Origin of the sequence: Rhodoferax antarcticus ANT.BR (genome assembly GCF_001938565.1) — a bacterium.
GTDB classification, from domain to species: Bacteria; Pseudomonadota; Gammaproteobacteria; order Burkholderiales; family Burkholderiaceae_C; genus Rhodoferax; species Rhodoferax antarcticus.
Genome location: NZ_MSYM01000007.1, coordinates 1 through 13,046 on the forward strand (window position 1 = coordinate 1; position 13,046 = coordinate 13,046).

The window sequence follows — 13,046 nt, forward strand, 5'->3', positions numbered from 1 at the left end:
AGCCGCGGGGGCTGGCGGACGCGATGCCGGCGCCGGGCGCGGCGCGTAGTTACCGCCTGCATCGCCGCCATAACCGTCATCGTCACCGGACGGGGCACCCCGGCCTTCGCGGCCACCGAGCAACTGCATTTCGCTGGCCACAATCTCGGTCGAATACTTCTCAATGCCGTCTTTGTCGGTGTATTTGTTGGTCCGTATGCGGCCTTCAACATAGACCGGGTTGCCTTTTTTCAGGTACTGGCTGGCGATTTCGGCTAGGCGGCCAAAAAATGAAACGCGGTGCCACTCGGTTTCTTCAGTCATTTCACCCGCCTTGTTTTTGTAGCGTCGGCTAGTGGCAATGGTGATGTTGGCGATCGGGTCCCCGCTGGGCATGTAGCGCACTTCCGGGTCACGGCCCAGATTGCCTAACAGAATCACTTTGTTTACCGAAGCCATAACTTTCTTTCAATGTTGGAGGTCAGCCGATGTCAACAAACCCGACTCGACCTGACTGGATTGCAAAAGAACACTTTATCAGGCTTTCGCCAGCGTCTGCAAAGGCGTGTCTGCGGGAATTTTCATCGGCCAGGCCAGCAGCAGCCAGATCAGCATCAAAGCGCCGCAACCGGCAAAAAGCGTCTGCGCGCCTCCCCACTGCATGGCCCAGCCGCCCAGCGAGCCACCGGCAAAAAAACCCAGCGACTGCAGCGTGTTGTAGATGCCCAGCGCCGCACCCCGGTTGGGCAGCGGGGCCAGCCGTGAGACCATGCTGGGCAGACTGGCCTCCAGCACGTTGAAGCCATAAAAAAATAAAAACAATAGCGCACTCAGCATATAAATAGAGGGTTGGCGGCCAATTTGCCACCAAAAACCCAGTTGCACAAAAGTCATCAAGGCAACACTTACCAGCACCGCGGCACGTACATAGCCACGCTTTTCCAGCTGAAACAAGCTGCCGCCCATCACTACAAACGAGCCCACCAACACCGGTAGGTACACCTGCCAATGCTGCGCCTGCGGCCAACCGGCCTGCACCAGCAGGGTTGGCACCGCCAGCCACATGGCCAGTTGCACGCCGTGCAAGACAAAAGCGCCGTAGTTGAGCCGCAGCAGGTCTGGCCTGCGCAACACGACCAACACCCGACCGTCTTGTCGGCTGATCTGCTGGGCAGGCTCGGCGGGCACCCACCAGATCACCGCGGCAATACCCAGCAACGCTAACGCGCTGGTGATGGCAAAGATGCCCACCAGCCCGGCCCAAGCCGCCAGCAGCGGGGCCACCACCAAGGACAGGGCAAAGGTCAGCCCCATGCTCACCCCCAGCAGCGCCATGGACTTGGTGCGCACCCCATCACGCGTCTGGTCTGCCAGCAAAGCCGTGACGGCCGCTGACACCGCGCCCGCGCCCTGCAGCGCCCGCCCCACCGTGACCCATAGCAACGACGGTGCCACAGCTGCCACCATACTGCCGGCGGCAAACACCAGCAAACCCGCCACGATCACCGGCTTGCGGCCCCAGCGGTCTGACGCCATGCCATAAACAAACTGCAGCGCGGCTTGGGTCAGCCCGTAGATGCCCAGCGCCAAGCCGATCAGGCTGGTGTTGTCGCCACCCGGATAACGCACCGCCTCTTGGGCAAATACCGGCACGACCATGAACAGGCCCAGCATGCGCAGGCCAAAGATCGACGCCAGGGAAAAAGTCGCGCGCAGCTCCGAGCGCGTCATGCTGGCAGAGGCGGCAGAGGTGGAGGATGTAGTTGCTGCGGCAGATGCGGCGGTCACAGGCGGGTGCGGTGCGGGTACCAAGAAATTTCTCCAATTTCGGGGGTGTATTTTCACCTGGCCAGAACCACTGGCGGCGGCCACGCGCTCACGTTCACGCCTCCAATGACTATCATGGTGGGTTTTCCCGGTGCATTTTCACCACCCCTTTTTAAGCAGTCATCGCCTTGAACAAACCTGAAGACGGCAAGTACCTCGAATCCACGACTGATGGCAAGTACCTTGCCCGTGCCCTACAGCACCAGACCATCAGTATCCGTGGCGCACGCACCCACAACCTGAAAAACATCGACCTCGACATCCCGCGCAACCAACTGGTGGTGATCACCGGCTTGAGTGGCTCTGGCAAGTCCAGTCTGGCGTTTGACACGCTCTACGCCGAAGGTCAGCGCCGCTATGTGGAGAGCTTGTCCACCTACGCGCGGCAGTTTTTACAGCTGATGGACAAGCCCGATGTGGATGTGATTGAAGGCCTGTCGCCGGCCATCTCCATTGAGCAAAAAGCCACCAGTCACAACCCGCGCTCCACCGTGGGTACCGTGACAGAGATTCACGATTACCTGCGCCTGCTGTTTGCCCGCGCGGGCACGCCGTATTGCCCGGAGCATCATGTGCCGCTGCAGTCGCAAACCGTCAGCCAGATGGTCGATACCACCCTGGCCCTGCCCGAGGGCACCCGCCTGATGCTTTTGGCACCACTGGCGCGCGAAAAAAAAGGCGAGTTTTTGGACGTGTTTGCCGACATGCAGGCGCAGGGTTATGTGCGCTTTCGCATCAACGGTGTGGCCTATGAGTTTGATGAGTTGCCGGCGCTTAAAAAAACTGAGAAGCACGACATTGATGTGGTCATCGACCGCATCAAGGTACGCCACGCGCCACCTGCCCGCGCCACGACTGCTGCTGCCGCGACGGATGCGGATAAGGATGGGGCCGAAGAATCGACGGTTGACGCAGACTCCGTGGCCGCCCACGCCGAGTTTTCCGCGCTCAAACAGCGTCTGGCTGAGAGCTTCGAGGCCGCGCTGCGGCTCGCCAATGGCCGCGCCATTGTTATGGAAATGCATAGCAGCTTACCCAATCAGAACGAGGGCTACAGGCCAAAAGAGCACTTATTCAACGCCAAGTTTGCTTGCCCGGTGTGCAGCTACTCGATTGCCGAACTGGAGCCGCGCCTGTTCTCGTTCAACTCGCCGATGGGTGCCTGCCCGAGTTGTGACGGCCTGGGCCAGCAAGACTTTTTTGATCCGGCGCGGGTCGTCGCCTTCCCAACCTTGAGCCTGGCCAGCGGTGCCATCAAAGGCTGGGACAGGCGCAACGCCTACTACTTTGCCATGCTGGAAAGCCTCGCCGCGCATTACAAATTTGACATTGACCACGCGTTTGAGACGCTGCCCGAGGCCGTTCAGCAGGCAGTGTTGTATGGCTCGGGCGAGGAAGAAATCAAGTTCGCCTACGCCATGGATGCCAGCGCCGAGGGCAAGAAGGTCAGCAAAAAGCACCCGTTCGAGGGCATCATCCCGAACATGCAACGCCGCTACCGCGAGACCGACTCGTCGGTGGTCCGCGAAGACCTGGCGCGTTACCGCAGCACCCAGCCGTGCCCGGATTGCGGTGGTAGCCGCCTGCGCCTTGAGGCACGGCATGTGAAGATTGGCGAGGGCGACCAAGCTCGCGCCATCTTCGAACTCAGCCACCAAACGCTGGCGGAGTGTTTCAGCTACTTCAGCAGCCTGACCATGCACGGCGCCAAAGGCGACATTGCCGCCAAAATTGTGCGTGAAATCAGCCTGCGCCTGAAATTCCTCAACGACGTGGGCTTGACCTACCTGAGCCTAGACCGCAGCGCCGAGACGCTCAGCGGCGGTGAGTCCCAGCGCATCCGTCTGGCCAGCCAGATTGGCTCGGGCCTGACCGGCGTGATGTATGTGCTGGACGAACCGAGCATTGGCCTGCACCAGCGCGACAACGACCGCCTGATCGACACCCTGAAACACCTGCGCGACATTGGCAACAGTGTCTTGGTGGTGGAGCACGACGAAGACATGATGCGCGCCGCCGACCAGATCATTGACCTAGGGCCAGGCGCCGGTGTGCACGGCGGGCGCGTCATGGCGCAAGGCACGTTTGACGAGGTCAAGGCCAACCCGGCATCGCTCACCGGCCAGTATCTGGCTCATACTTTGAAGATTGAGGTGCCGCCGCATCGAAACGCCTGGCTACCCACCCAAGCACCTAAAGCCTTCAACGTCGGCAAAACCAGCCGGTTTGCGCCCAGCCCGGCCGCGCAGCGGCGCGCCGAGCGCGAGGCTTTGCACAACGCTACCCTGGGTGACATGCAGGCGCTGAAGGTCATCGGCGCCAGCGGCCACAACCTGAAGAATGTCGATGTGGCCTTTCCGGTAGGGCTGTTCACCTGTGTGACTGGCGTGTCGGGCTCGGGCAAGTCCACGCTGGTCAACGACACCCTTTACAAAGCCGTGGCGCGCACCATTTACCGCGCGCATGATGAGCCAGCTGAACACACCGCCATTGAAGGCATCGAGTACTTTGACAAGGTCATCAACGTCGACCAGTCACCGATTGGCCGCACACCGCGCTCCAACCCGGCCACTTACACCGGCTTGTTTACGCCGATTCGTGAGCTGCTGGCCGAGGTACCCACCGCGCGTGAGCGCGGCTACGGGCCGGGGCGCTTCAGCTTCAACGTGAGCCAGGCCAGCGGCGGCGGGCGCTGCGAAGCCTGCGAGGGCGACGGCATGGTCAAGGTCGAGATGCACTTTCTGCCCGACGTGTATGTGCCTTGCGACGTGTGCGCGGGCAAGCGCTACAACCGCGAAACCCTGGAAGTGCTCTACAAGGGCAAAAACATCGCGCAGATTCTGGAGCTGACCGTGGAAGCCGCGCACGCGTTTTTCAAAGCCGTGCCGACCATCGAGCGCAAGTTGCACACCCTGCTCGACGTGGGCCTCTCGTACATCCGCCTCGGGCAAGCGGCCACAACGCTGTCGGGCGGGGAGGCGCAGCGCGTGAAACTTGCACTGGAGCTTTCCAAACGTGACACCGGGCGCACGCTCTATATCTTGGACGAACCCACCACCGGCCTGCACTTTGCCGACATCAAACTGCTGCTGCAGGTGCTGCACCAGTTGCGCGACGCGGGCAACACGATTGTGGTGATTGAACACAATCTGGACGTGATTAAAACTGCTGACTGGCTGATCGACATGGGCCCCGAGGGCGGCAGCGGCGGCGGCACGGTGGTGGGTGTGGGCACGCCGGAAACCCTGGCGGCAAATCCCGCCAGCCACACCGGGCGCTACCTAGCGCGGCTGGTATCGGACAGATAATCTCGCCCACACAAGGATCATTGATGAACACTGATTTTCTGGATGCGCACCGTAGACACTTATGCGATGCTGACGCCCTATTTAGTGCCTCGCGCTTAGCGAATGCGGACCACCTGTATGGCATGGCGGCAGAATGTGGACTCAAACGACTTATGGTCGCATTCGGAATGCAAACGGACCCGATTGGTTCGCCAGCAGATCGGAAAACAGATTGGATTCATGCTGACAAAGTTTGGGTGCGTTATGAGACTTATCGTTCAGGTCATTTAGATGGGACGCAATATGCATTGTCTGCATCCAATCCTTTCATTGATTGGAAAGTCGAACAACGTTACGCGCAAGAGCAGAATTTCAACCTTGGCCGTGTGGAGCCACACCGTACTGCTGCGCAGCATGTTCATGCGCTTATCAAAAATGCAGAAAAGGCAGGCCTGATATGACCACATTTGATCAAATACTTCCCGAGTTGGTAGCGATTTTGAAAGGCCATCAGCCCACCATTTGCAAAATGGCACCAATTTACGTTAATCGTGACCTCAATGGACGAGTTAGGCTGATCATTGCCGACAAGTGGCAGGATGACGCAGATGCGCTGCAAACACTGGGCCTCATCACACTAGCGATGTTTGAACGACTCGGTACACACGCCTTCGCCCCCAGTCAATCCATTTTTTTTGAAGAAAGTATCGACACGGTGCAGCACGGATGTTTTTCAGCGCCGCTTACTGATATTGATGGCGTGTGGGTGATTGATCGCCTAGCCACTGAGGGCAATTGGTCAACCATATCTCCTATCGCAACCGGTGTACCCCGCGTCGTTTTCTTCTCCATCAAAGGCGGCGTAGGGCGATCTACAGCCATGGCTGCTACAGCTTGGTCATTGGCTCAAAGTGGTAAGCGGGTGTTGGTGCTCGACCTCGATTTGGAGTCGCCAGGGTTGTCATCGTCCCTGCTTCCAAACGAACGCCGCCCGACCTTTGGGATCACCGATTGGCTGGTTGAAGACTTGGTGGATAACGGTGACGCGGTATTGCGCGACATGATCGCCACCAGCGCGTTGTCCCACGATGGTGATATTTACGTGGTTCCTGCACACGGGGTAAATCCTGGGGAATACGTCTCCAAACTCGGACGTGCCTGGATGCCCAAGGTGTCAACCAATGGGCAGCGTGAGTCTTGGTCGCAGCGCCTGCAACGTCTGCTCAATACCTTGGAGAAAAAGCTAAAACCTGACGTGATTTTGATAGATTCCCGTGCGGGCATTGATGAGGTTGCCTCTGCCTGTGTGACTGACCTAGGCGCCGCATTGGTGCTCTTGTTTGCTATAGAAGGAGAGCAAACTTGGTCTGGTTATCGCATCCTATTTCAGCACTGGCGCACGACGGGTGTTGTGCGCGAAATTCGTGAAAGACTGCAATTGGTGGGTGCACTGATACCAGAAGTTGGCGGTACCGAGTATTTCTCTGATCTAAGAGAGTCTGCATGGGATTTATTTGTGGACGATTTGTATGACCCGGTCAAGGCCGGGAAAACAGTCTCTGAGGAAATATGGAGTTTTGATGAATCCGAAGTGGGTGCTCCGCACAATCCATGGCCTATTCACTGGAATCGGGGTTTTGCAGCAGTGCGATCTCTTCACGCGCGACTTGACGACATTGAACCTGATCAAGTTAAAGGTGTGTTTGGTGACTTGATTACTGGCGTAAAACGTGCAACAACACAAGAGGAGCAAATGCCTCATGACTGATACGCAAAAAATCCGTGAGGCCATTGCGCAGGCTTTACCTCTCACAACATCCAATCACGGTGAAACGCCAGATGCGCGGGAGGTGTATCTCCCCCCCGCCCATGTCAAGGCATTGCGGCTGGAATGCAATTTGGTGATTGGGGCACGAGGGGTTGGTAAATCGTTTTGGACTGCAGCACTTGGTTCTACCTCACTGCGGGCACTTCTAAAAAACTCTGTGAGTGAATTGGAGTACACCGATGTGACCACTGGATTTGCGAAAACCGAGAATCCGTCCGAATACCCTGATAAGGAAACCTTTGCGCAGCTCATGGAAGGCGGTTACACACCCTATGAGATTTGGCGAAGTGTGGTTGTGCGCTGGCTTGCTGTCACCACCAAATCAACCTTTCCAAAAGAGGAGTGGCGTCAATCAGTAGCATGGGTTAAACAAAATCCAGAGCCTGTAGCCAAATTACTGCAAAACGCCAACAATTTTTTTTTACAACAACAGCGCTTTGGGTTGATTGTTTTTGATGCCCTGGATTTAACCAGCGACAACTGGGAAACGATGGATGTCATCGTCCGTGATCTGCTGCGTGTCACGCTGTGGCTCAAGTCATTTACACGCTTACATGCCAAGGTCTTCCTGCGCGAGGATCAAGCAGAACGAACGGTTACCAATTTCCCTGATGCCTCTAAGTTACTAGCCACCAAAGCCGAGCTCACATGGGCACCGCATGATTTACATGGTTTGCTTTGGCATATGTTTTGCAACTCGGTTGGCGCAGATGGTGAATACCTGCGCGGGGTTTACGAAAAAGCCCTAGGGGTTGCCCCGCGATCAGAGTCAGGCGTTTTCTTGATTTCAGACGAAGTGCAGCGCGACACTGCCTCGCAGCGTGGTTTGTTTGAAGTGCTTGCGGGCGCATGGATGGGAAAAGACCGTCGCAGGGGCGTGCCTTACGTGTGGTCTGTAAGTCACTTGGCGGATGCACGGGGGCGTACATCACCCCGGTCTTTTCTGGCGGCTATGCGTCAGGCCGCAGAAGATTCGCTTGAAAAGTATCCAGCGCATCCTTATGCCTTGCATTACGAAAGCATCAAGCGGGGCGTGCAAAAAGCATCAGAAATTCGTGTTCAGGAAATGGCGGAGGATTACCCATGGGTCACCCGCGTCATGGAGCCGCTCAAAGGGTTTACCGTTCCCTGTGAGTTCGCGACCATCGAAGCAGCATGGATTGTTGCCTTTGGTCCTGTCTTGGATGCGAGCACTCTCAATAAATTGCCTCCGCAGCATATAGGCCGCGGGTGGGAAGGTGTTCACAAGGATCTCGAACGCCTAGGTATTTTTGAGACGAAAAAAGACGGTCGCATCAATTTGCCCGACCTCTACCGTGTCGGTTTCGGCCTTGGTCGTCGTGGAGGGGTCAAGCCCGTAAAGTAAAACTCGCAGAGTTATTGGTCAAAATGCACTTTCTGCCCGACGTGTATGTGCCTTGCGACGTGTGCGCGGGCAAGCGCTACAACCGCGAAACCCTGGAAGTGCTCTACAAGGGCAAAAACATCGCGCAGATTCTGGAGCTGACGGTGGAAGCCGCGCACGCGTTTTTCAAAGCCGTGCCGACCATCGAGCGCAAGTTGCACACCCTGCTCGACGTGAGCCTCTCGTACATCCGCCTCGGGCAAGCGGCCACAACGCTGTCGGGCGGGGAGGCGCAGCGCGTGAAACTTGCACTGGAGCTTTCCAAACGTGACACCGGGCGCACGCTCTATATCTTGGACGAACCCACCACCGGCCTGCACTTTGCCGACATCAAACTGCTGCTGCAGGTGCTGCACCAGTTGCGCGACGCGGGCAACACGATTGTGGTGATTGAACACAATCTGGACGTGATTAAAACTGCTGACTGGCTGATCGACATGGGCCCCGAGGGCGGCAGCGGCGGCGGCACGGTGGTGGGTGTGGGCACGCCGGAAACCCTGGCGGCAAATCCCGCCAGCCACACCGGGCGCTACCTGGCGCGGCTGATGTAATACATTTTTTCTAGGAGACACTTGTGCACACCCGAATTGATGACCTGCACAGCCCCGGCGCCCGGCGCAACAAGGTGGTCAGCGCGTTTGACGCGGTGCGCCTGATCCACGACGGCGACACGGTGGCCACCGGCGGCTTTGTCGGCATCGGTTTTGCCGAAGAAATCGCCGTGGCCCTGGAGCAGCGCTTTGTGCAAACCGAAGCGCAGACCGGCCTGGGCGCCCCGCGCGACCTGACCTTGATCTACGCCGCCGGTCAGGGCGATGGCAAAACCCGCGGCCTGAATCACTTGGGCCATCTGGGCCTGGTGGCGCGGGTGATTGGCGGGCACTGGGGGTTGGTGCCTGCACTGCAGCAGTTGGCCATCGACAACCAGATTGAGGCCTATAACCTGCCGCAGGGCGTGATCACCCACCTGTTTCGCGACATTGCCGCTGGCAAGCCCGGCACCCTCACCCATGTGGGGCTGGACACTTTTGTGGACCCGATCCACGGTGGCGGCAAGATCAACGCGCGCACCACCGCGGATCTGGTGCAGCGCATGACCATCGATGGGCGCGACTACCTGTTTTACAAGGCGCTGCCCATTAACGTGGGCATCATCCGCGCCACCACCGCTGACCCGGACGGCAACCTGAGCATGGAGCGCGAAGCCCTGACGCTCGAAGCGCTGGCGATTGCCATGGCAGCGCGCAACAGCGGCGGCATCGTCATCGCCCAGGTAGAGCGGCTGGCCGAACGCAACACCCTGCACCCGCGCAGCGTCAAGGTGCCGGGTGTTCTGGTCGATGCGGTGGTGGTGGCCAGTGACCCGGCCCACCACATGCAAACCTTCGTTGAGGCCTACAACCCCGCTTACTCGGGCGAAATCCGTGTGCCGGTGGACATGATGGAGCCCATGGAACTCAGCGCGCGCAAGGTGATTGCCCGGCGCGCAGCGCTTGAATTGCGCCCCAACAGCGTGGTGAACCTGGGCATCGGCATGCCCGAGGGCGTGGCGACGGTAGCCACCGAAGAAAAAGTGTTTGACCTGCTGACTCTCACCGCCGAGCCGGGCGTGATTGGCGGCATCCCCGCCGGTGGCCTGAGCTTTGGCGCCGCCATCAACGCTCAGGCCGTGATCGACCAGCCAAGCCAGTTTGATTTTTACGACGGCGGCGGGCTCGACGTGGCGTTTCTCGGGCTGGCGCAGGCCGACGCGCAGGGCAACCTGAATGTGAGCAAGTTTGGCGGGCGCCTGGCTGGCGCGGGCGGCTTCATCAACATCAGCCAGAACGCCAAGACGGTGGTGTTTGTTGGCACCTTCACCGCCGGTGAGCTGCTGACCCGCGTGGTGGAAGGCCGCTTGCAGATTGACAACGAAGGCACCCAGCGCAAGTTTGTGCAGCAGGTGGAGCACCGCACCTTTAGCGCGCGTGAAGCCATCCGGCGCGGCCAGCAGGTGCTGTATGTCACCGAGCGCTGCGTGCTGCGCCTGATTGGCAGCGTGGAGGCACCGTCGCTGGAACTCATCGAAATCGCGCCAGGCGCGGACCTGCAGCGCGACGTGCTGGCGCTGATGGACTTCGCCCCGGCGATCAGCCCGCACCTGAAGCTGATGGATGCCGCTCTCTTCAAACCCGGGCCGCTGGGCCTGCGCCAGCGCATGCTCAGCACGCCGCTGGCACAGCGCCTGGAGCTCGACGGCGGGCAACACCTGTTGTTCATCAATTTTGAGGGCCTGTCCATCAACAGCCTGGAGGACATCAGCAACATCCAGACGCAGGTGACCGATCTACTGCAACCGCTGGGCCACCGGGTGGCGGTGGTGGTGAATTACGACAGCTTCACCATCCTGGCGCCGCTGTTTGACGCCTACTCGACCATGGTGCAGGGCCTGAAACGCCGCTTTTACAGCCGCGTCACACGCTACGGCACGGGCGGCTTTTTGAAGGCCCGCCTCGAGGTGGGCAACGGCAACGCGCCGATACCCTGAGTCTGTAGCGCAAGGCTAGTGGCTGAACGATTGGTCAATAAATTTCCCCGCCCCAAGGGGAGAGGAATAGACTCATCTTGATTAAATTGATAGCTACCAGCGCTTTATCTATAAGGTCTGGAGGCCAAAACGACTAATATTTCTGCTCGCCGCTGGGTGCATCACCGAGTGACCCAGCGGCGCTCACGCCAGCAGCGCTGCCCGCAACACCTCACGCGTCTTGAGCGCCTCGCGCCGCGCGGCAGCCGCAAAGTCTTCGCCGCTGGAGGCGTACAAAATCGCTCGTGACGAGTTGACGATGATGGCACCGGTGGTCTCAGGCAGGCCATCGGCATCCATCTGGCCGCGCCAGCCCGCCTTGACTGTGGCCAGTGCATCACCGCCCTGCGCTCCCACACCGGGGATCAGCAGCGGCAAGGTCGGCGCCAACGCACGCACCCGCTCAATCTCGCCGGGGTAGGTGGCGCCCACCACCAGGCCGAGCTGGCCGTTCAGGTTCCAGTGGCCTTGCGCCAGCTGCGCGATGTGCTCGTACAGCAGCGGCTCGCCAGCCACGCTGGCCAGGCGCTGGTTCTGAAAGTCGTCGCCACCGGGGTTGGAGGTTCTGCACAGCAAAAACGCGCCTTTGCCGTGGTGTTTGAGGTACGGCTGCACTGAGTCAAAACCCATGAACGGCGACAGCGTCACTGCATCTGCGCCATAGCGCTCAAAGGCCTCAATGGCGTATTGCTCGGCGGTGCTGCCAATGTCGCCGCGTTTGGCGTCCAGAATCACCGGCACCTGGGGCGCTGCGCGGCGAATGTGGTTGATGAGCCGCTCCAACTGTTCCTCAGCGCGGTGCGCGGCAAAGTAAGCAATCTGCGGCTTGAAGGCGATCGTCAGTTCGGCCGTGGCATCGACAATGGCCGCGCAAAAGTCGAAGATTTTGCTGGCGTCACCCTTGAAGCGCTGGGGAAAGCGGGTGGGATCAGGGTCCAGGCCAACGCACAACAGGGACTGGTTTTGGCGCTCGGCGCGCTGGAGCATACTGGTGAAGTTCATACCCGGATTGTAAGAATCAACCCAGGACCGCCACACACCCGCAAGCACCTAAGACGCCCGACAAATACCCCCGTCAGTACACTTGATGCAACCTTGATCCAACGACCCGTCACACAAAACACCTAAACTGCCCGCTTTTGCGGTGCTCACCACCTTCTTTGGCCCGCCAGCTTTGTTTTTTGGCGTTTCTTTGTCACCCATGCAGCACGATCCCATCTCCGAACACCAAGACCACCCGCAGTACACCGCCGCTGAGCGCGCGCAAGCGGCTTCGCGCAGCACCTGGGTCAGCGTCGGGGTGAACCTGGTGTTGACGGTGCTGCAGATCGTGGTTGGTGTGCTGAGCAAGTCGCAAGGCCTGATTGCCGACGGCATTCACACGCTGTCGGACCTGGTGGCGGATTTTGTGGTGCTGTTTGCCAACCACCACAGCCAGAAAGATGCGGACGCCCAACACCCCTACGGCCATCAGCGCTTTGAGACAGCCGCCTCACTGATCCTTGGCATGCTGCTGTTTGCGGTGGGCGCGGGCATGTTGTGGTCGGCGGTGAGCAAACTGCAGGCACCCGACACGATTGCCACGGTGCATATTTCTGCCTTGTGGGTGGCGGCAGGGGCGCTAACCGCCAAGGAACTGCTGTTTCGCTACATGCTCAGGGTGGCCAAAAGGGTCAAGAGCAGCATGCTGGTGGCCAACGCCTGGCACGCCCGCTCTGACGCGGCCTCGTCGCTGGTGGTGGGGGTAGGCATCATCGGCAACCTGGCAGGCTACCCGATCCTGGACCCGATTGCGGCCGCCATCGTGGGTTTCATGGTGCTGCGCATGGGCTGGAGCTTTGGCTGGAACGCCATGCACGACCTGACCGACCGGGCGGTGGACGACACCGAGGTGCAAGCCATCCGTCAGACCCTGCTCGATACCCCGGGGGTGAGCGGCGTGCACGATGTGCGCACCCGCAAAATGGGCGACATGATTGTGGTGGACGCACATCTGGAGGTGCTGGCCACCCTCACCGTGGAGCAGGCGCATGACATTACCGTGGCGGCGCAACGGCGGGTCACGCAGCACCACCGGGTGCTGCACCTGTTGACCCACGTCGACCCGTACCACCGGCCGGATCTCGACCACACCCAGGCCATCCTGCCCTGAGC

General features: G+C 59.5%; 9 protein-coding genes and 1 pseudogene. 7 read left to right on the forward strand and 3 right to left on the reverse strand.

The genetic code is table 11. The annotated features are described in order from the left end of the window. Both ssb and BLL52_RS03240 read right to left on the reverse strand, forming a co-directional pair. The coding region (ssb, locus tag BLL52_RS03235) for a single-stranded DNA-binding protein (RefSeq protein WP_075585303.1) at positions 1 to 438 on the reverse strand (438 nt) is incomplete at its 3' end. 78 nt (positions 439 to 516) lie between these two features. After that, complete coding sequence (locus BLL52_RS03240; RefSeq protein ID WP_075585304.1) at positions 517 to 1,710, reverse strand: MFS transporter; 1,194 nt, start codon at positions 1,708 to 1,710, stop codon at positions 517 to 519. A 305-nt stretch (positions 1,711 to 2,015) separates the two neighbouring features. Here BLL52_RS03240 and BLL52_RS03245 point away from each other — a divergent pair, with 305 nt between their 5' ends. From BLL52_RS03245 to BLL52_RS03270, 6 genes and pseudogenes are all read left to right on the forward strand, one after another. Continuing rightward, on the forward strand, positions 2,016 to 5,114 hold the full coding sequence (locus tag BLL52_RS03245; protein ID WP_241839003.1) for an excinuclease ABC subunit UvrA: 3,099 nt from the start codon (positions 2,016 to 2,018) through the stop codon (positions 5,112 to 5,114). 23 nt (positions 5,115 to 5,137) lie between these two features. Beyond that, positions 5,138 to 5,554 (forward strand): SAM-dependent methyltransferase, encoded by a 417-nt coding sequence (locus BLL52_RS03250; protein ID WP_075585306.1) that lies wholly within the window; start codon positions 5,138 to 5,140, stop codon positions 5,552 to 5,554. Then, positions 5,551 to 6,861 (forward strand): tyrosine-protein kinase family protein, encoded by a 1,311-nt coding sequence (locus tag BLL52_RS03255; protein WP_075585307.1) that lies wholly within the window; start codon positions 5,551 to 5,553, stop codon positions 6,859 to 6,861. Before BLL52_RS03250 ends, BLL52_RS03255 begins: the two co-directional genes overlap by 4 nt. After that, a complete protein-coding gene (locus BLL52_RS03260; RefSeq protein WP_075585308.1) occupies positions 6,854 to 8,287 on the forward strand; it encodes a hypothetical protein in 1,434 nt (477 codons plus the stop codon). The genes BLL52_RS03255 and BLL52_RS03260 overlap by 8 nt, the downstream gene beginning before the upstream one ends. Before the next feature lie 17 nt (positions 8,288 to 8,304). Further along, positions 8,305 to 8,877 (forward strand): annotated as a pseudogene (locus tag BLL52_RS03265) (ATP-binding cassette domain-containing protein); the annotation flags it as partial. Positions 8,878 to 8,900: 23 nt separating this feature from the next. Continuing rightward, positions 8,901 to 10,853: an acyl CoA:acetate/3-ketoacid CoA transferase gene (locus tag BLL52_RS03270; RefSeq protein WP_075585309.1), complete on the forward strand. Its 1,953-nt coding sequence runs from the start codon at positions 8,901 to 8,903 to the stop codon at positions 10,851 to 10,853. A 183-nt stretch (positions 10,854 to 11,036) separates the two neighbouring features. Here BLL52_RS03270 and pyrF read toward each other — a convergent pair whose 3' ends face one another. Then, the gene (gene pyrF, locus BLL52_RS03275) at positions 11,037 to 11,894 is read right to left on the reverse strand and encodes an orotidine-5'-phosphate decarboxylase (RefSeq protein WP_173861791.1); all 858 of its coding nucleotides are present in this window, start codon (positions 11,892 to 11,894) and stop codon (positions 11,037 to 11,039) included. A 199-nt stretch (positions 11,895 to 12,093) separates the two neighbouring features. On the opposite strand from pyrF, the gene BLL52_RS03280 reads away from it, so the two are divergent. Beyond that, positions 12,094 to 13,044: a cation diffusion facilitator family transporter gene (locus BLL52_RS03280; protein ID WP_075585567.1), complete on the forward strand. Its 951-nt coding sequence runs from the start codon at positions 12,094 to 12,096 to the stop codon at positions 13,042 to 13,044. The last annotated feature ends 2 nt before the right edge of the window (positions 13,045 to 13,046 follow it).

What these genes read in the sequence shown, in the direction of transcription:
- BLL52_RS03240 (WP_075585304.1), bottom strand. Translation starts at nt 1,710, where the DNA reads ATGACGCGCTCGGAGCTGCGCGCGACTTTTTCCCTGGCGTCGATCTTT.
- BLL52_RS03250 (WP_075585306.1), top strand. Translation starts at nt 5,138, where the DNA reads ATGAACACTGATTTTCTGGATGCGCACCGTAGACACTTATGCGATGCT.
- BLL52_RS03255 (WP_075585307.1), top strand. Translation starts at nt 5,551, where the DNA reads ATGACCACATTTGATCAAATACTTCCCGAGTTGGTAGCGATTTTGAAA.
- BLL52_RS03260 (WP_075585308.1), top strand. Translation starts at nt 6,854, where the DNA reads ATGACTGATACGCAAAAAATCCGTGAGGCCATTGCGCAGGCTTTACCT.
- pyrF (WP_173861791.1), bottom strand. Translation starts at nt 11,894, where the DNA reads ATGAACTTCACCAGTATGCTCCAGCGCGCCGAGCGCCAAAACCAGTCC.
- BLL52_RS03280 (WP_075585567.1), top strand. Translation starts at nt 12,094, where the DNA reads ATGCAGCACGATCCCATCTCCGAACACCAAGACCACCCGCAGTACACC.